Annotated in this window: 24 protein-coding genes; 6 read left to right on the top strand and 18 right to left on the bottom strand. The window is 57.6% G+C overall.

Annotation, left to right across the window (positions count from 1 at the left end):
* Nucleotides 1-24 precede the first annotated feature (24 nt).
* Complete coding sequence (locus tag O3S85_RS17815; protein WP_269542182.1) at nucleotides 25-531, bottom strand: PEGA domain-containing protein; 507 nt, start codon at nucleotides 529-531, stop codon at nucleotides 25-27.
* A gap of 278 nt (nucleotides 532-809) precedes the next feature.
* Here O3S85_RS17815 and O3S85_RS17810 point away from each other — a divergent pair, with 278 nt between their 5' ends.
* The 3 genes from O3S85_RS17810 to O3S85_RS17800 all read left to right on the top strand — a co-directional run bounded on the left by O3S85_RS17810 (nucleotide 810) and on the right by O3S85_RS17800 (nucleotide 2,773).
* Nucleotides 810-1,895 (top strand): CNNM domain-containing protein, encoded by a 1,086-nt coding sequence (locus O3S85_RS17810; RefSeq protein ID WP_269542181.1) that lies wholly within the window; start codon nucleotides 810-812, stop codon nucleotides 1,893-1,895.
* Nucleotides 1,896-1,986: 91 nt separating this feature from the next.
* Nucleotides 1,987-2,382: an aspartate 1-decarboxylase gene (gene panD / locus O3S85_RS17805; RefSeq protein WP_269542180.1), complete on the top strand. Its 396-nt coding sequence runs from the start codon at nucleotides 1,987-1,989 to the stop codon at nucleotides 2,380-2,382.
* Nucleotides 2,383-2,392: 10 nt separating this feature from the next.
* A complete protein-coding gene (locus O3S85_RS17800) occupies nucleotides 2,393-2,773 on the top strand; it encodes a VOC family protein (protein WP_269542179.1) in 381 nt (126 codons plus the stop codon).
* 607 nt (nucleotides 2,774-3,380) lie between these two features.
* Here the strand turns inward: O3S85_RS17800 and O3S85_RS17795 are convergent.
* The 17 genes from O3S85_RS17795 to O3S85_RS17715 all read right to left on the bottom strand — a co-directional run bounded on the left by O3S85_RS17795 (nucleotide 3,381) and on the right by O3S85_RS17715 (nucleotide 15,389).
* Nucleotides 3,381-3,968: a hypothetical protein gene (locus O3S85_RS17795; protein WP_269542178.1), complete on the bottom strand. Its 588-nt coding sequence runs from the start codon at nucleotides 3,966-3,968 to the stop codon at nucleotides 3,381-3,383.
* Nucleotides 3,969-4,099: 131 nt separating this feature from the next.
* The gene (locus O3S85_RS17790) at nucleotides 4,100-4,888 is read right to left on the bottom strand and encodes a tRNA threonylcarbamoyladenosine dehydratase (protein WP_269542177.1); all 789 of its coding nucleotides are present in this window, start codon (nucleotides 4,886-4,888) and stop codon (nucleotides 4,100-4,102) included.
* Nucleotides 4,889-4,931: 43 nt separating this feature from the next.
* Nucleotides 4,932-5,879, bottom strand: a complete 948-nt coding sequence (locus tag O3S85_RS17785; RefSeq protein ID WP_269542176.1) for a lactate/malate family dehydrogenase — start codon at nucleotides 5,877-5,879, stop codon at nucleotides 4,932-4,934.
* Nucleotides 5,880-5,925: 46 nt separating this feature from the next.
* Nucleotides 5,926-7,005: a class II aldolase/adducin family protein gene (locus tag O3S85_RS17780; protein ID WP_269542175.1), complete on the bottom strand. Its 1,080-nt coding sequence runs from the start codon at nucleotides 7,003-7,005 to the stop codon at nucleotides 5,926-5,928.
* Between the two features lie 20 nt (nucleotides 7,006-7,025).
* On the bottom strand, nucleotides 7,026-7,331 hold the full coding sequence (locus O3S85_RS17775; RefSeq protein WP_269542174.1) for a EutN/CcmL family microcompartment protein: 306 nt from the start codon (nucleotides 7,329-7,331) through the stop codon (nucleotides 7,026-7,028).
* Between the two features lie 47 nt (nucleotides 7,332-7,378).
* Nucleotides 7,379-7,636: a EutN/CcmL family microcompartment protein gene (locus O3S85_RS17770; protein WP_269542173.1), complete on the bottom strand. Its 258-nt coding sequence runs from the start codon at nucleotides 7,634-7,636 to the stop codon at nucleotides 7,379-7,381.
* 108 nt (nucleotides 7,637-7,744) lie between these two features.
* A complete protein-coding gene (locus O3S85_RS17765; RefSeq protein ID WP_269542172.1) occupies nucleotides 7,745-9,220 on the bottom strand; it encodes an aldehyde dehydrogenase family protein in 1,476 nt (491 codons plus the stop codon).
* Nucleotides 9,221-9,310: 90 nt separating this feature from the next.
* Complete coding sequence (locus O3S85_RS17760; RefSeq protein ID WP_269542171.1) at nucleotides 9,311-9,619, bottom strand: EutN/CcmL family microcompartment protein; 309 nt, start codon at nucleotides 9,617-9,619, stop codon at nucleotides 9,311-9,313.
* 86 nt (nucleotides 9,620-9,705) lie between these two features.
* Nucleotides 9,706-10,002 carry a BMC domain-containing protein gene (locus O3S85_RS17755; protein ID WP_269542170.1) on the bottom strand — a complete coding sequence of 99 codons (297 nt, stop codon included), beginning with the start codon at nucleotides 10,000-10,002 and terminating at the stop codon, nucleotides 9,706-9,708.
* Nucleotides 10,003-10,087: 85 nt separating this feature from the next.
* Nucleotides 10,088-11,272, bottom strand: a complete 1,185-nt coding sequence (locus O3S85_RS17750) for an acetate/propionate family kinase (protein WP_269542169.1) — start codon at nucleotides 11,270-11,272, stop codon at nucleotides 10,088-10,090.
* A gap of 108 nt (nucleotides 11,273-11,380) precedes the next feature.
* A complete protein-coding gene (locus O3S85_RS17745; RefSeq protein WP_269542168.1) occupies nucleotides 11,381-11,659 on the bottom strand; it encodes a BMC domain-containing protein in 279 nt (92 codons plus the stop codon).
* Between the two features lie 29 nt (nucleotides 11,660-11,688).
* Nucleotides 11,689-11,958: a BMC domain-containing protein gene (locus tag O3S85_RS17740; RefSeq protein WP_269542167.1), complete on the bottom strand. Its 270-nt coding sequence runs from the start codon at nucleotides 11,956-11,958 to the stop codon at nucleotides 11,689-11,691.
* Between the two features lie 137 nt (nucleotides 11,959-12,095).
* Nucleotides 12,096-12,764: a phosphate propanoyltransferase gene (pduL, locus tag O3S85_RS17735; protein WP_269542166.1), complete on the bottom strand. Its 669-nt coding sequence runs from the start codon at nucleotides 12,762-12,764 to the stop codon at nucleotides 12,096-12,098.
* Nucleotides 12,765-12,918: 154 nt separating this feature from the next.
* Nucleotides 12,919-13,659, bottom strand: a complete 741-nt coding sequence (locus O3S85_RS17730) for an SDR family NAD(P)-dependent oxidoreductase (protein WP_269542165.1) — start codon at nucleotides 13,657-13,659, stop codon at nucleotides 12,919-12,921.
* Between the two features lie 60 nt (nucleotides 13,660-13,719).
* Complete coding sequence (locus O3S85_RS17725; RefSeq protein WP_269542164.1) at nucleotides 13,720-14,490, bottom strand: SAM-dependent methyltransferase; 771 nt, start codon at nucleotides 14,488-14,490, stop codon at nucleotides 13,720-13,722.
* Nucleotides 14,477-14,884, bottom strand: coding sequence for a hypothetical protein (locus O3S85_RS17720; protein ID WP_269542163.1), 408 nt, complete (start codon nucleotides 14,882-14,884; stop codon nucleotides 14,477-14,479). The genes O3S85_RS17725 and O3S85_RS17720 overlap by 14 nt, the downstream gene beginning before the upstream one ends.
* A gap of 10 nt (nucleotides 14,885-14,894) precedes the next feature.
* Entirely contained in the window at nucleotides 14,895-15,389 is a 495-nt protein-coding gene (locus O3S85_RS17715) for a hypothetical protein (protein WP_269542162.1), read from the bottom strand.
* 116 nt (nucleotides 15,390-15,505) lie between these two features.
* Between O3S85_RS17715 and O3S85_RS17710 the strand changes: the two genes are divergently transcribed.
* The 3 genes from O3S85_RS17710 to O3S85_RS17700 all read left to right on the top strand — a co-directional run bounded on the left by O3S85_RS17710 (nucleotide 15,506) and on the right by O3S85_RS17700 (nucleotide 17,493).
* On the top strand, nucleotides 15,506-16,231 hold the full coding sequence (locus O3S85_RS17710; protein WP_269542161.1) for a class I SAM-dependent methyltransferase: 726 nt from the start codon (nucleotides 15,506-15,508) through the stop codon (nucleotides 16,229-16,231).
* A gap of 116 nt (nucleotides 16,232-16,347) precedes the next feature.
* Nucleotides 16,348-17,040, top strand: a complete 693-nt coding sequence (locus O3S85_RS17705) for a metallophosphoesterase (protein ID WP_269542160.1) — start codon at nucleotides 16,348-16,350, stop codon at nucleotides 17,038-17,040.
* 72 nt (nucleotides 17,041-17,112) lie between these two features.
* Nucleotides 17,113-17,493 (top strand): nucleoside hydrolase, encoded by a 381-nt coding sequence (locus O3S85_RS17700; RefSeq protein ID WP_269542159.1) that lies wholly within the window; start codon nucleotides 17,113-17,115, stop codon nucleotides 17,491-17,493.
* The last annotated feature ends 8 nt before the right edge of the window (nucleotides 17,494-17,501 follow it).

Below are 17,501 nucleotides of genomic sequence, written 5' to 3'. Positions count from 1 at the left end.
CGAAAAAAGACGTTCTCTTCGGGCTTACTGGCCGTAGAAGGTGATGATCTGGTCGACGATGTATTTGTGCTCGACCGGGCCGATCTGGCCGGATTCGCGGCGCTGGTCGACTTCGGTGATCAGCGTGGACATCTCCGCATAGGCGTCGATTCCCTTGCTGTTGGGGAGCACGTCGGTCACGAGGTTCGCGCGCACAGGCTGCGGCTCCAGATCGAAGTAGAGGCCAGTGTCTTCCATGAGGCCGAAGCGGACAAGGCCCTTGCCCTCTTCGTTGCGGGTCGGCATGACGGTTTCCTTCTGCGGCTTGTAGCCGGACTTCGTCAGCACAAACTGGTGCGCCTTGAGTCGGCCGAGCTCAACGGTGACCGGGGTCTTGCCAACGCTGTCTCCATCGACGGAAACTTCCGCGCCAGTGGGAAATGAATAAACGGTAACGGGCTGCTCAAAGCCTTCTTCAAATAGTTCACAACCAGTGAATGCAAAAGAGGCTAGAAGGGCTGATGCAGCAACGAGAATTTTGGGTGTTTGCATAACGTAAAGAGTTGTCTGGGAGCTAGATCAAACGGCGTTTTAAAAGAGCGGTCAAGGTATAAAGATGACTTTAGCACCAAGAAATACTCAGGAGTCCATATCACGTAAGCCACCAAAATTCATCGTTATAGCAATCAATGCGACTGGCCGCGCAAACCGGCGCGGGTTATGCTTGCATTTAGGTATAATAACCGATGGCATACAGGATTAGTTTCCATGGAACACGAAGAGACAGACCCTTTACCTAGAACCGCGGGCCACGCGCCCGCCCGCCTGCGATGATCGCATTTGTCATTGCAGTAGTCTTCACGTTGACCGTGTCCGCATTCTGCTCGTTGCTCGAGGCCATGATCCTCAGCACCACGACCGCGGAAATCGAAGGACTCAAGCAGAAGTCGCCCCTGCGCGGCGAGCTGCTGGAAAAGTTCAAGATGGACATCGAGGAAACCTCCTCCGCGATCCTCAGCCTGAACACCGTGGCCAACACCCTCGGCGCAACCGTTACCGGTGTGCTCGCCGTCCGTGTCTTCACAGAAGACCCCAACATGGCCAAATACGTCGTGCCGGCTTCCATGACGATCGGCATCCTGATCATTTCTGAGGTCATCCCGAAGAATCTGGGCGTCCTTTACCGCCCCAGCCTGCTGCCGCACATGATCTACCCGCTTAAATACGTGCGGATGACCATGATGCCCATTTCCTACGTGTGCAAAAGACTCGTGCAGTTCATCGCCGGTAAGCGCAACGTCGAGGAATCCGGCGAAGAGGAGATCATCCTGCTGGCCGAAAGGAGCGCTAAGGAAGGCACCCTGACCGCCGACGAGAGCCAGATCATCTCCAACGCCCTGAGCCTGGACGACGTTAAGATCAGCGAGATCATGACGCCACGCACGGTCGTATCCGCGCTGGACTGCTCGGAAACCATTGGCGAAGTCTTTGCGCGCCTGCCCAATATCCCCTTTGCCCGCCTGCCGGTTTACGAGGAAAATATCGATAACATCACGGGCGTTGTCCGCCGCCGCGACCTGCTCAAGGCCAAGGCCGAAGACCGCGATGCCATCACCGTGAAGCGCCTCACCCAGCCGGTCATTTACGTGCCCGACACCGCCAACGCCGCCCATGCCCTGCAGCAGTTCCTCAAGAACCACCAGCAACTGGCGATCGCGGTGGACGAATTTGGCTCCGTCTCGGGCGTGGTCACGATGGAAGACGTCATGGAGCACATCCTTGGCCAGGAAATTTTCGAGAAGGACGACCTCGCCGTGGATATGCGCGAACTCGCCCGCCGCAAGCAGCTCTCCGAAGCCCGCAAGGAAGCACGCCACGAGGCCGAAAATAAGCCTGCGGCGCAGGAAGCCAGCTGATCAAAACCGCACTTGCGCATTGACGGCAGGCCAAAGTTAATTTGTTATAAGGGATTCTGCGTACAGAATTTGCTGTGCCAGTTGAATGACCATGTTAGTCGATATTCTCAAGTGTAAGATTTTGCGGGCCGAAGTCACCGAAGCAGAGGTGGACTACGAGGGCTCGCTCGCTATTGACTCTGAGTTGATGGAGCGCATCGGCCTGCTCCCCTACGAAAAAATCCTCGTGGGCAACATCACCAATGGCGAACGACTGGAAACCTACGCCATCGAGGCCCCGGCCGGCTCACGCCAGATCTGCCTCAATGGTGCCGCTGCCCACCGCGGCAAGCCGGGCGACCTGCTCGTGATCATGTCTTTCGCCCGAATGACTGCCGAGGAAGCCAAGGAATGGACGCCCCGCGTGGTCGTCCTCGCCGATGGCAACCGCACCATCGTCAAGGAGCGTGCTCCCGGCCTCGAAGAGGCGGAATTCCGCGTCGTTTAGAGCCAACACGATGAAGATCGCGCGCACCGTTCCCCAGTTTTTCACAACGGACTTTGCGCGCACCGTCGCCTACTATCAGGACCAACTGGGCTTTGCACAGCAGTTTGCCTACGGCGAACCAGTCGCATACGGCGGCCTGATCCGCGACGACCAATCCATTTTTCTCCGCCACGTGGACCAGGCCCTCCCCGTCCCGCCGGAGAAGTTTACCGCTGAATACCTCGACGCCTACCTGATCGTGGAGGACGTCACCCCGCTTTTTGCCGAATACGAGACCAAGGGCGTCCGTTTCCACCGCCCCCTCGACCAGATGCCCTGGGACTTCCGCGAGTTTGTGGTCCGCGACTGCGACGACCGCCTTCTCTGCTTCGGCGAATACACCGGCGAATAAGCGCCCCCGATTAGCCACCCCTTCAGTAGCCTACGGGCGCACACCGGTGCTTCGCGAGGCAACACCCCTGGCACATTCGTCATCGAACTCGCCCGAATCAGGCGGGGATAGAATCAGATGCCACACCAAGCAGCTCCAGGTCATCTACACGCGCACCCCAAGCACGCCAACCGAAGCAACTGAGCCAAAATAGCGTTTTCCTACCGTGTGCTTGGCAAAAGACCTATGCTGTGTTTTCGAAAAGCCTAATGCTTCTTTTTCAAAAAGCCTAATGCTTCTTTTTCAAAAAGCCTACTGCTGTGTTTTCAAAAAGCCCTATGCTTTGTTATGGAAACAACACCACTGTTGTTGAGGCAACATAGCCACTGTTGTCGTACCAACAACAGTAGTGGCTTTTTCAATTCTCCGCAGGGGGCTTTTCAAACCCCACGCCATCGCTCCGGCTAGAGCAGTTTCACTTAAATGCCTACTCAGGTTGGAGCGCAGATGAAAGCAGCTCAAGGCGTAGCCGATTGAGCAGACCAAAAGCCTGTGACTGGGGCTACGACACAGCGAAACCTATAGAAACCGCCGCACAACCATTAAGGAAATACCTTGGCCCCCTGGCTTAGCTCGCCTCGTTGTTCTTCACATGGAGGAACACCGTGCGATTGCTTGAATCGCGGAAGAGCAGGTATTCGCCGTCGGGGTCGTGCCCGACGAAAACCAAACCAAGATCCGGCGCGACAACGTCACCCACATGGTACAAGTTGCCATTGATGATCGCGCGGGTATGCTTACCGCCAAAACGGACGCCATTGACCTGCGCGCGATCCAAAAACTGCTGGTGATTACCAGCAAACTCGATGTCGTTGCGACGCGGGTCTTCTGCCACAATGTTCTCCACCGCAATCAACGCGGGCTGGCTCGAAGTCGCCGCCGGAGTCTTGGCACCGGTCACGACATCCCAACTGGCTTTCGCCGTCTTGTTGAGAAAGTATCCCGCAATCACCACCACGATGAGCAATGCGGCCGATGCGCAAATACCTCGAAAAACCATCCGCTTGCGCATTTCGCGCTGCTCAAGGCGCATGGCCTCCTGCACCTGCGGCGCAGCCCGGCTAATCGCGCCACGCTGACCATACACCATGCCCTTCGAGCCGCTGTTGAGTAGCGCACGCTGGGCTTCGGGTGACTGTGGCTGGATGATTGGCATGAGACTTATGCGGTAGAATCGCCCAAAAATACGACTAATGCCATCACTTCGGCAAGATTCATTAAGTCCGCCTTAACAAACTAGGTAAAAACAGTGCTAAATAAAGAGCCTTTAGCCCCTAGTTCGTCCCGTCAACTCGGCTCCTTGCCCGACTGAAGGGCCAAATCGACCGCCACCGAGGCCGCCGCAAAGCCCATGGCCCCGGTTACAAAACTCGCCGTACCAAAGCCTTGATCGCAGTTGAGCCGCAGTGACGCGCCCTCCTCCTTCGTCGCACAGACCGTCCCATTGCCCCAGGGGAAGACCGGCGGCTCGTCGGAATACACACAGGGCACCTTGAACTTCCAACGACGCTCGCGGGGGAAATCATGATCGCGGCGCAGTTGCTTGCGCACCTTAGCCAGCAGTGGGTCGCCAATCGTGCGCGACAGATCTTCCACTTTGACCGCGGCCGGATTCTTGCGCCCGCCGGCCCCGCCAACCGTGACCAGCGGGATGCCGCGCTGACGGCACTCGGCGATCAGCCGGCATTTGTTGGCCACGGCGTCGATGGCGTCGACCACCACATCGAACCCACTTTGCAGGATGCGGTCGGCCGACGAATCGGTGAAAAAAGTCGCCATCGCGTTGATCTCGCACTCAGGGTTGATGCGTCGAATGCGCTCAGCCAGCACGTCGACCTTTAGCTGGCCGACCTCGCCGTCCATCGCGGGCAGTTGGCGGTTGACGTTGCTCAGGCAGACGTCGTCCAGGTCGATCATGGTAATCTTCCCGATGCCCGTGCGCGCCAGGGCCTCCACCGACCACGACCCCACGCCGCCCACGCCCACCACGCACGCGTGCAGGGTCCGCAGCTTTTCGAGGTTGGCCGCGCCATAGAGCCGGCCAATGCCACCAAAGCGAGTATAGTAATCACTCATCGCGCATTTCTCATGCGAGTCAGCCCATCAGCGCAAGCTTTGCTTAACCCAGTTCTATTTTCAACAGCGCCTGCAAATCCCGCTGCGCTTGACGTGCCCCCTGCTTGAGCGCGGCGAGTTCCTTGGGCCAGAGTTTTTGCTCGATAACTTCCCCTGCCCCTTGTCGACCCACCGGATGCGGCAGCGCAATACTTGTGCGGCGCAACCCGTAACGGCTAACACGAAACGCCTGGCTCACGCAGACCGGAAGCACCGCGCCGGTATCGCGGACTACGGCATTCGCGACATCCGCCACCGCCGCAGCCGGAGCACGCCACGCACCGCCCTTACCACGCAGTTGGGAAAGGTCCGCCTCGCGCACAGCTTGCTCAATTGCGTGCTGCCATGAGCCTTCCCAGGGCCGCAGCTGGCTGATCGCCTGGCCGCCAATATTGGCCGACGACCAAACTGGCACCAGGTGCTTGCCACGGACGCCCAACGCACCGACCTGCACCTCACCGGATGACAAGTTAAAATGCTGACACAACCCCGCGCGCAAGCGCATGGCATCCACCACCGTGCCCATGCCCAGGATTTGCCCGGGCGGCAGATCCAGATAAGACGCCGCCAGCGCCGTCATCAACTCCGTCGGCTCGGCGGCAATGATCACCACGGCGTCCCGCCGCAGGCCAACTCGCTTCAACTCCGCGAGCAGCCAGCAAAAGGGGCCCAGGTTCCGGCGGGCCAACTCAAAGCGCGACTCCCCACTTTGCGTTGCAAAGCCACGGCAGACAATCACCACATCACTTTGCGATACAGAGTTGATTTGCGATGCAAAGTTTATCCGGATATCACGGCCCAGATAAGCGGCGCGCAAATCCGCTACCTCGGCCTCGCCCAGTTCGGCCTGGCCGTCGATCAACGTGATCTCGTGAAACAGCCCGCGCGATGCCAGCTCAGCGATCACGGCGCTGCCGAAAAGTCCGGCTCCACCGATGACCGCAGCTTTCATCTGAAGGAAGAGATTTAGGGAAAAAGGAAAAGCCCTTTTCCCCGATCTAGCCTTTCAGTTGTTGTAAAATCATGTCGGTGACCTTCTGCACGAGGTCTTCCGCATCGCCGCTGGTGGGCTTGGCCGCAGCCGGAGCTGACGGCATGCTGCACACGACGCCGGGGCGGAACTCGGAGTTGTCGCAAAGCTCGCACTCCTTCATGTTCTCACGGCGGTCCGGCATGCCGAGCTGGCGGCGGATGGCAATGAGCTCCTTCAGCTTGTTGCCGCCGTAGGTGTTCAGGCCGTGGCCGAGCTGCGATGCGATGTAAATGGTATTACAGTAAGCCTCGGTGTTTTCCATCTTCCAGTAGGCGTCTTCGACGTCCTTGCCCCAGGTGATGACACCGTGGTTCTGCATGATAATGGACTGGTGCTGCGGCGCCAATGCGCCAACTGCCTTGGCGTTCTCCGGCGTGCCGGGGGTTTCGTATTTGGCCAAAGCGATTTCGCCGAGGAATACTTCCGGCTCGGGGATGAGGCAGGTGGGAGGCGCGACGCCCGCGATGGCGAACGCCGTGGCGTGGATCGGGTGTGCGTGCACGCAGCTCTTCGCGTCCGGCGTAGCCTTCATGATGGCGAGGTGCGTGTTGACTTCCGACGTGCGCTTGCGCGTGCCGGCGACTTGGTTGCCATCAAGGTCAACCATGCAAATGTCTTCCAATTCCACGAAGCCCTTGGAGATCAAAGTCGGCGTGCAAAGCACCAGATTATCGCCGACGCGGACGGTGATGTTGCCGCCGTTGCCATCGCAGTAATTCTTGGCCCAGATGCGGCGACCCATGTCACACATGCGCTCCTTGATGATCGTGAGTTCGGGCGAGTTGAAGTAGGCTTGAATTGCCTCATAACCGACTGGATCGGTTCCGGGCTTCCACTTAAATTCGTAGTCCGGCACGATTGGCTCGGGGCCCTTTTTCGCGGGCTTGCTCGCGGTGCCGCTGGCAACAGCCTTGCCGCTGCTCTTCGCGGCGCGGATTGCGTCCTTGGCGGAGGGAGTCAGCACGGCCTTGTCGGGGATGGCGCAGAGGCCCTTGCCGCTGGCCAGCAGCTCTTCGACGTCTTTTCCGGTGAATACTTTTTTCATGACGATTTTAAGGGAGTTTATTAAAGCGAGTGGGTCTTGCCCTGGTAGGAAATTTCATCAATCAGCGCGCAGTTAAACGCGTCGACCGGTGTGGGTTGATCAAATGTTGCGGACGCTTCGCCGCCTTCGACAAAGCCAATGACATCGCCGAGGCCGCCGCCCACATTGTCGTAAACCACGACATCGGGCAGACCGGAAACCGGCGGCAAATCCTCACCACGAATGCGCGCCTTATCCATCGGGCTAACCAGCAGAAAACGCCCCGCCTTGTAGGAGGGATCGCTGTCACTCAGGGTGACTTTGCCGATGACTTTGCCGAAGCGCATTTTAAATTAAGTTCGTAGGTTGGAAGGTTTGTAAGTTCGAAAAGTTGTTACTCGTCTTCGATGGCGAGGATCATGTTGCGAATGGGGGTCTTATCGATGCCGAGGAATTCGCGAACGCCCTTGCCGTCGGTAGTGATAACGATGGTCGAGCCAACACCGGCGCCTTGCGGATCGATCGCCATGACGGGCTGGCCTTGGTCCTGGCCTTCCTCATCGATCGGCTGGCAGATCAGCAAACGCCAGCCGCGCATGGTCTGGTGACACATGGTGCTGACTACATTGCCATCTACGCGGGCGCGGATCATTGGGAAGTTCGTAAGGTTTGAAAGTTCGTAAAGTTCGAAAGGTTGGTTGGTTAGTTGGATCGTAACTTACGAACTCTTCGAACTTACGAACCTTTCGAACACTAAAATTTAATACATCTGAAGAGAGTCGACCAGGACGCAGCGGCGCCGGCGGGTAAAGGTGTCAGGCGTGGTGATGCCTTCGCCGGTCGTCGTGGCGATGGAGAAGCTGGAGTAGCCTTCGCCGCCCGTGCCAAGACCGGCTACGCAGGCGCCGTTCTTGACGAACAACGTGGTGTCGAGGGCGCGGGCCATCTTACCCATGTTCACGACGTTCAACGTGTGGATCATGCCCGAGTGCTTGTAGCCATGCTCGGACTTGACGGCCATTTCGATGGCGTGGTCGATGTCGCGGGCGCGGATCACGGGCACCATCGGCATCATCTGTTCTTCAATCACGAACAGGTGGTCTTCGTTGGTTTCGGCAAAGAGCATCAGTGTGCCAGCGGGCGCGGAGGTGCCGGCGATTTGCGCGAGCTTGGTTGCGTCAGCGCCCACGAGGTCGCGGTTGACGACCGGGTGCGAGCAGCCGCCGCCATCACCCTTAAAGGTGAAGGCAACCTTGGTCAGGCGGTCGAGTTGTTCCGCGTTGAGCTGGAACGCGCCGGCCTTCTTAAGGGCGCCGATAAACTGGTCGTAAACCTTGTCGACGACGAAGATTTGCTTTTCGCCGATGCAGAGCAGGTTGTTGTCGAACGCGGCACCAAAGATGATGTCGGTCGCAGCCTTATCGAGGTCAGCCGAGTCATCGACAACGACGGGCGGGTTGCCCGGGCCGGCGCAGATCGCGCGCTTACCGCTCTTCATGGCGGCGTTGACGACGCCAGGCCCGCCGGTCACGCAAAGCAGGTTCACGTCGGGCGATGCGCAAAGCTCGTTGAAGCTGTCGAGGGTCGGCTTTTCGATGATCGTCGCGATGTTCTCAATGCCGAGCTCGGCCTTAAAGCGCTTGTTGTATTCACGCACCGCAGCTACTGCGCACTTGGCGCCACCGGGATGCGCGTTGAAGACCACCGTGTTGCCCGCAGCCACCATGCTGACAATGTTGCAGGAAAGCGTCGGGATGGAGTGGGTAACCGGCGTGATCGCGCCAATGACGCCAAACGGCGTATTCTCTTCCATCGTGATGCCGTGGTCGCCGCTCATGCCACGTGGCGCGAGCCACTCAACACCCGGCAAATTCGGGATGCCCTGCAGCTTGGCAATCTTGTGCTCGAGGCGGCCGATCTTGGTTTCGGCAAACTCCAGCTCGCCCCACTCCACTGCCTTCTCGGCACAGGTTGCCTTAACGATCTTCACGACCTTGTCGCGGCCTTCGATGCCGAGCTTGCGCAGCTTCTTCTGCGCTTCCTTGGCGGCAGCGGCGGCGTCGGTGGCATTTTGGAAAACGCCCAGCTCGCCGCGCGAGCAAGCGCCATCGCAGGAGCAGCCGCAGTCTTCTTTTTTGCTTTCGGCCACGGGGCTGCCCGAGGCTTGGGCCTGAAGTTTGCGGAGAACGTCGGCGACTACGCCTTTGAGGACCGCTTCATCGATTTGCAAACTCATGGGGATCTATAAAAGGTTCGAAAGTTCGAAGGTTGGTAAGTTCGAAAAGTTGAATCGCTTTGTGTTGCAGAGTTACTTTCCGATACAGAGTTATTTGGCCTTGTAGGTTTGCTTGCCCAGCACATCGACGGTGTCGACGATGCCCACGACTGCGCAGTCGACGGGCAGCGGCTTCATGCCTTCCGTTGCGCGGGCGGAGCTGCCCTGCACAAAAAGCACCATCTCGCCTTTGCCCGCGCCCAGGCCATCCACGGCGACCACAGTATTCGAGCCGTCCCTGAACTTGGTCGGATCTTCAGGGTCGACCAACTGCGGACGTAAAATGAGCAGCTTACGCCCCTTCATTTTGTCGTCCTTCTTGGTCGCCACTACGTGGCCGATGACTTTCGCGAGAAACATGGTCTTTTAGAGTTCGAAGGTTGGTAGGTTTGAAAGTTCGAAGGTTGAATAAACTGACGAACCTTCGAACCACTGAACCTACGAACTTACTTCTTTGCCTTGGCTGGAGCCGTGGGCAGGACCTTGGAGATTTCGTCGGCCGGGCGGGCGATGACGTGGGCGCTGACGACTTCGCCGAAAGATGCGGCGGATTCTGCGCCGGCGTCGAGAGCTGCCTTTACGGCGGCGACGTCGCCTACGATCGTAGCGCTTACGAGTGCGCTGCCTACGCTCTTCATCGGGCCAACGAGTTCGACGTTAGCGGCCTTGAGCATGGCGTCGACGCCTTGCACGAGCGAGATGAGTCCCTTGGTTTCGAGGAGTCCGATTGCTTGAGATGCCATTGTATTTATTGGTTTGAAGGTTGGAAATGTTCGAAGGTTCGAAAGTTGGTTGTTCGAAGTTGGAAAGTTTAGTGAGTGAGTGAAATTAAGCGGGTTGCGCGGCGAGGAAGCGGGAAACTTCGCGCGCGATGACCAACTCTTCGTTGGCGGGGATGACGTAGGCTTTGATGCGTGAACTTGCCGCACTGATGTCGCCTTCGTCGCGGGTAGCGGCGTTGGCCGCGGGGTCGAGGATGAGTCCGAATTCTTCGAGGCCGGCGCAGACTGCGGCGCGGAGGCCAGCGTTGTTTTCGCCAATGCCGCCGGTGAAGCAAATCGCATCAAAGCCGCCCATCTTAAAGACGAAGGAGCCGGCCCAGTGGCGAATGCTGTCGACGAGGTGGTCAATGGCGAGTTGAGCGCGTTCGTTGCCGCCGTCGGCTGCTTCGAGCACGTCACGCAAATCGTTGCTGACTCCGGAAATGCCGAGCAGGCCGCCTTCCTTGGTGAGCTGACGTTCGCACTCCTCAACGCTCAGGCCCTGCGTCTTCATCATGTAGGGCACGGCCATGGAATCGAGGTCGCCGACGCGGTTGTTTTGCGGCAGGCCGCTCTGCGGAGAGAAGCCCATTGATGCGCCAATCGCGACGCCGTTCTTGATGCCGGTCACGGAGCTGCTGCCGCCGAGGTGGCAGGAGATCACGCGCAGCGGTTTGCCGTCGATCGCGGTGTCGCCCTTTTGGTAAAGCGCCTGCACCTTCGCGGCCACGTCTTCACGGCCGATGAGTTGCGCGGAGCGCTCGGCAATGAACTTATGGCTGGCGCCGTGGAAGCCATAACGGCGGACCCCGGCATCATGCCAACTTTGCGGCACAGAGTAAATCGACGACGGCTTCGGCACCCACTGGTAGAATGCGGTTTCGAAAAGCGCGACCCGGGTAACGGACGGCATCACCTGCGCGAACATGCGAATGCCGTTGGCGTATGCCGGGTTGTGCGCGGGAGCGACTTCCTTGAAGCTTTCCAGCGCGGCGAGCACTTTATCGTCCGCTTCCACGCAACCGCTGAGATCCTTGCCAAGCACGGTCTTGAAACCGACAGCGTCGAGGTCGCTTTCGCCGGTCAAGTGGCCGTCCTTTTCGAGCGTCGCCAAGCAATCTTCGATCACTGGCGCAAAGTCTTCGACACGCTCATAACCGCCCTTGGCCAACATGCGTTCTTCGCCGCCGTCTAATTGATAGAGGCGGTATTTGAACGACGTGGAGCCGAGGTTAGCGACAAGGATTTTCATTAAATGCAAAATTTAAAATGCAAAATTCAAAAACCAGCTGAGCGAGTTCTCGTAACGCGCATGCGATTCTATTTTTTGCATTTTGAATTTATAATTTTGAATTCAAATCTAGCCCATCCAGTTGCCGAGCTTGGCGAGGTCTTCGTGCGGACGCGGGATGACCTGCACACCGAGCACGTCGCCTACTTGCGATGCGGCTTCGGCACCGGCGTCAACGGCAGCCTTTACGGCAGCGACGTCGCCCACGAAAAACGCGGTTACGATGCCGGAACCGATTTTGTCCCAGCCGCTCATGGTTACATCCGCCGATTTAAGGGCGGCGTCACAGGCTTCGAGAAGAGTAATGAAGCCCTTGGTTTCGATCATGCCTACAGCTTGCTTAGCCATTTTGATGTCTTTCTTAAGGTGTTAAAAATTTAGAGTGTGAACTGCTTGAGCAGGTCGCTGTGAGGGCGGGCCATGACGTTGGAAGAGACGAGCTCGCCAACCTTAGCTGCGGCATCGGCACCAGCTTCGACGGCTGCCTTTACGCTGCCGACGTCGCCCTTGCAGAGGACCGTTAAGAAGCCGCCGCCGATGGATACTTGGCGCACGAGCTCGACGTTCGCGGCCTTAACCATCGCGTCGCTGGCTTCGACGCTGCCCACGTAACCGCGGGTTTCTACCATTCCGAGTGATTCGCTCATGATTTTTCTTAGGTTTGTAAGGTTAATTAAAGTTCGTGAGGTTCGTAGAGTTCGAAAGGTTCGTAAGTTTGTAGGAAAAAAAGTGATTTGAGTTAGATTAACTTTTTGAACTTACGAACTTACAAACTTTTCGAACGTTATTTAATGAGTTCGACGTGGCTGTCGGGCGTGAGACCGCAGGCGTTGCCTTCGTCGGTGTCGATGTGAACTTCGAGCTTAAACTCGTCCTTCACGCGGACGAAGATTCGGTCGAAAGTAACGCCAAGCTCGCCGCCCACGCGCATCTTCATGTAGTCACCCTGCTTGACGCCGTAGTATTTGGCGTCGGCGGAGTGCATGTGCACGTGGGGCGCGGCGCGGATGACGCCTTCGTCCAGCTCGAGGAAGCCGGCGGGGCCCATCAGCATGCAGCCGGGCGTGCCCTTGATGTCGCCGGATTGGCGAACGGGAATTTTATAGCCCATGGCGATCGAGTCCGTGTAGGCCAGCTCGACTTGGTTCAAGTCGCGGCACGGGCCAAGGATGCGGAGGTTCGAAATAACGCGGCTGCGCGGACCGACCATGGTCACGGATTCTTCCGCCGCGTATTGGCCTTCCTGGTAGAGCCACTTCATGGGCTTCAGCTCGTGGCCTTTGCCGAAAAGAATTTCCACCGCCTCAGGTGTCAGGTGGCAGTGCCGGGCGCTGACATTCACCACAAGCGGATTCGGGCCGCCGGTCGGCGCGGACATGCCGAGCTGCTTGTAGACGCTCTCACGGACCAGTTTTTCGATCTGGGAACGGGAAATAGCGGGATTGGCGCTCACAAATGGGTCGGGGTTAAAATTGGAGGTTTTGGAAAAGTCTGACCAATATCTTCCAAAATCTTCCATATGGTCAAGCACAATTATTTCAAATGCGCGCAAAAAACCGCATCAGCGATAGCCAATGCGGTGTCAATATGAGAGCTGGAGCATGCCGCTAGACCTTCGTTTTCTGGCGGACGCTGGATACACCGCCGTCGCAGGCCCAGCACTGACCCGTGACCCAGCTGGCATCTTCTGAAGCCAGCCAAGCGATGAGGCTCGCGGCGTCGGCAGGCTGCCCTACCCGGCCCAGCGGATGCATGGCCTCAGAAATTTTTCGCCCGGTTTCGCTGCTGAGCATGGCTTCGCTCAGGTTCGTTTCCACCAGACCTAAAGCAACGCTGTTCACGCGAATCCCCTTACTCGCGTAGGTGGCCGCCGCGCTGCGGGCCAGCGACTCCACACCTCCTTTAGCCGCCGCAATCGCTTCATGGCTCGGCAAGCCGACCTGTGCCGCAGTGGAACTGATCAGCACGATCGAGCCCCCTTGCTTCATCGCCTTGACCGAAGAGCGCAGGCCGTAAAAGGCAGAATTTAAATTGAGATCGATGGTCTGGGCCCACTCCTCGTCCTTGGTGATGTGCGCTGGCTTGAGCAAAATCGAGCCCACGCAGTGCACGTAAGCCGTCGGCGGACCGAGCTTTTCCTGTAGCTCGCTAAAGGCATCGGAGAGCGCAGCAGAATCCGTGGCGTCCGCCGCAACCACGGTCGCCTCAATATCGCCCAATCGGTCGGGATTTCGCGCAAAGCCCCCTAGCCGCCAACCGGCATTGATAAGGCGCTTGGCCAGTTCTTGGCCAATACTGCCAGTAATTCCTGCGATATAAGCGACGGGGGTCTCGTTGTTTTCAGCCATGTGCCAATAAAAACGCAGGTGCCAATTATTCAAGGCGCGGTCGCCGAAATCAGCGTTTTATCAGGCGGTTTGGCGCATGCGCCGCAGTCTGCCCAAGCGAAAATTCACCCAGAAACGCACACGGTCCAACCAAATGCGAGGTGCCGGCGGCAACCGATAACTGTCACTATGGCAGGCCCGCAGATGACCACACTCGGTTAGGTAGCCATCAATTACGTGATAGTTAAATCGATGCTCATATACCCGCACTCCGGGCAAGCCCTGGAGATGCCGTGCGCGTGTGACGTCCTGCAGACACCCACGGCCGACATGGACCAGGAATTTCGTTTTGCCATTATAGTATTCAAGCAAGGGCCGCAGGTCGAGGTATTCGGGAACCAACAGCGGGGAGCCATCAATCAGGCGTTGAATATGGCGCCCGATATAGCTACTCGCCTTGCCCCGTGCCTCAAAGGCCTCGGGGCGCAGATTCGTATACGGCGCAAAGGCCACGCTCACATCAGCCTTAAGCAAATGGCCAAACAGTAGTGACGCGTGCCCACCCGCCGATGAGCCGCTCGTAACAATCCTCTTTGGCTTTAGCCGGGCAATTTGCTCCCGAATATAGCCCAGCACACTGGCCACACCCGGATAACCTGGCGACAGCCCGAGCTGCAGCATATTGATCGAGCTATCGTAGATAAAGATGCGATGCGCCTCAGCGAAGCCCGCTTTCGCAACATAAGCGTTACGCTTATCGGGCTGGTAGTAATATAAGTTTAGAAAAACAATGACCAATGTGTCGCTACCGCTTGCCGACTCCTCGGTAAGGATAAAACTAGATTGGGGCATTTTTGGATCTATCATATACCCTTATTCTATCGACCGCATAGTAGCTTAAATATAGGAAGAATGATAACTTGATCGCCAAAATCCAATGGGCAGAGAGGCATAACTCAAATAAACTTAGCGCCACAAAAACCAGGCACACAATCAGCCACGTGAGACCCGCCCAACCGTATCCATTTTTTAATCCAATACCGCAGACAACGCTGGCGATGCCCAATAGCACGGTCGAGATAACTCCGGGCAATTGATTGCAGATCGAGTCCCAGGCATACACTTCCGCACCGAAATCGCTGAAAATCATCCAGTTCATCAGATACATGTTGTAGAGCGCCAGCGGGGCGCCGAAAATCGATATCAAGCCGACAATCAAAGCCTGGCTTTTGCGATGGTCAGCCATCCCGCACTACTTAAAACACGAGCGCGTTAAGCTCTTCCTGAATGCGGACCAATGCCATGGGGTCTGGGTCGGCGGACAGGACTTGATACTCCTGCTTGGTGCGAACGTGCAGGTAAGTCTGCACGCCGCTTTCCGGGCGCCCCTTGGAGCGCAGGATGCGCTTGCGCTCCAACAGCAGCGCCAAGACTTGCTTGAAGAGTTCGCGGTCTTCGGCGACTTCGGCCCCATCGGCCTCAAACATCGACAGGAAAAGCTCCTCACTGGTGGCCAAGGCATGTGCGCGGGCTTCCTTCTCCTCCTCGCCGCGCGGCTTAACTTCGCGGCCCCAACGGCCAAGGACGGCCTCCGGGCGGGGAAAGTCATCCACCTTGGCCTCCGAAACGTCGGCGCGTTGCAGCTGCCCCTCTTCATCGCGGTAGAGAAAACACACGACCTCATCGCCAATCTCAAAGGCTTCACCGGAGACGGCGCACTCCCGGGCCAGTGGTTTAATCTGCCAATCCATTACAAACCCATTTTCTCGCATCCACCCCCCAACGCCAAGGCAATACTCTGCCCCGACGCGTATTTTTTATCGCCGCAGCCAGCCGGTGCCCCATGCTGGCCCAAGACACTTACACCATGACCAGCTACGCTTTCATGAATCAAGAGCACCGCATCCGCAAGGCGCGGACAGTGCTCGCCATCATCGGGCAGCACATTGTGCCGGCCGAGGCCAAGGTGCTGGAGGCAGGCACCGGCAGCGGTTTCATGAGCGCGTTCTTTGCCGATAACTTTGGCTCGCTGGACAGCGTGGATGTCGTCGACGAACGACAGGTGCGCGAAGGCTACCGTTTCCACCAAGTGGACACCGCGCACATGCCCTTTGAGGATAATTCGTTCGATGTCGTCATCAGCAATCAGGTCATTGAACACATCGAAGACCAGCGCCTACATCTGGCGGAGGCATTCCGTGTGCTGCGGCCCGGCGGCTTCCTTTATGTAGCAACGCCCAACCGCTACTGGCCCCGCGAGGTGCATTCCAGCATCTTCTTTCTTGGTTACCTGCCCCAACACATGGCGGCAAAAGTGTTCGAGAAAAAGCGCGGCAAAGCCTGGGACGTTTACCCGCTGAGCTACGGACAACTGACCAAACTTCTGCGGGCGCACACCGACACGGTTACCAACTATGCGCCACGTATCATCCAGGCCCCGGAGCAATTTCACTATGTCGCCAATCAAAAAGACCGCAGCCTCCAGCGGGCCGTTAACCGCCTGCCCGAAAGCGTCTTGTCCCTGCTGACGCACATCATGCCATCGTTTTTCCTCGTGGCGCAAAAGCCGCCAGGCGCAGGGCTGAGCGATTAATGGAATAATTTCGCGTCGCAATTCCTCAGCATTATTTGTGAATAGCTTAGACTTGCGAATGGCCATGAGCACAGAAAACTAAGAATGTTTACCTACTAGCTGACCTAACGACTTTAGTGACTCATCCCGGAAAAATATACGCCATTGGCGACGTGCATGGCTGCAGCCGAGAGCTGGAGGACTTGCTCAATCTGCTCGATCTTGGCCAACACGATATGGTTGTTTTCGTGGGAGATCTGGTCAACCGGGGGCCGAACTCCGCCGAAGTGCTCAAAATCGCGCGCGAGCTACCTGGCAGCTACTGCCTACTGGGCAACCACGAGCTGCGCCTCTTGCGCTACCACGAATCGCAGGACCGCTCCATCCTCAAAGACTACGACTGGGAAACCATCCCCAAGCTGAACGACGCCGACTGGCGCTTCATGCGGGAGTTTCACCTAAACCTCCACTTCCCCGGCCTGCAAACCGTCATCGTCCATGGCGGGTTTCTGCCCAACAAGCCCTGGGACGACCAACCGGCAGACGTCGTTACCCAGATTCAGGTTTACAACAAGAAAAGCGGGGCTTGGGGCAAGCGCTCCGATGTCTCCAACGGCGAGACGTGGATGAAATACTGGCACGGCCCGCCATTCGTGGTCACCGGCCACACACCGCGCTCCAAAGTCGTCCGCACCAAATGGTCCATCTGCATTGACACCGGCTGTGCCTACGGCGGCAAGCTAACGGCCTACGAGCTGACCCAGCAAAAAATCATCCAGGTCAAGGCGCGGGAAACCTACGTGCAGAAAACGCTCTCCTCCGCTATATAGCGCATTTTCATCTCTAGGAATAAAGTCAGAGTTTTGTTGCGCGGCCGGCTTCTGCCCTTACAACTTATCGGCATGAAACAGTTTTCCATGCTCATCGTCGCCCTCTTTGCCCTGGCCCTATCCGCCCAGGCATCGACCCCACCGGCATCCGCCTCGCAACACCTCGAGACCCTGCTCTTAGCGATTGAGAAGGATGATATTAAAACCTTTCACTCGGTTTGCAATGAGACCATGCAATCAGCGATGACCCCGGAAGTCCTTCAGCGCGTCCACGATCAAGTTGGCGCAACCATTGCTGGTGGCTACACTGCGACTTATTGGGGTGATGTCACCCGCCCGGATGGTGTAAAAGGCTATTTTTGGAAGCTGAGCTTCACCACCAAGCCCAACCACGACCTCGTCGCTGAGATGTGGGTGCGCGATGGCAAAGTCGCCGGTTTCTTCTTAAGATAGTTCGGTCC

The sequence above is a fragment of the Cerasicoccus sp. TK19100 genome (assembly GCF_027257155.1).
Taxonomy (GTDB): domain Bacteria; phylum Verrucomicrobiota; class Verrucomicrobiia; order Opitutales; family Cerasicoccaceae; genus Cerasicoccus; species Cerasicoccus fimbriatus.
The sequence above is the reverse complement of the archived record's forward strand: the minus strand, read 5'-3'. Positions and strand labels throughout refer to the sequence as shown.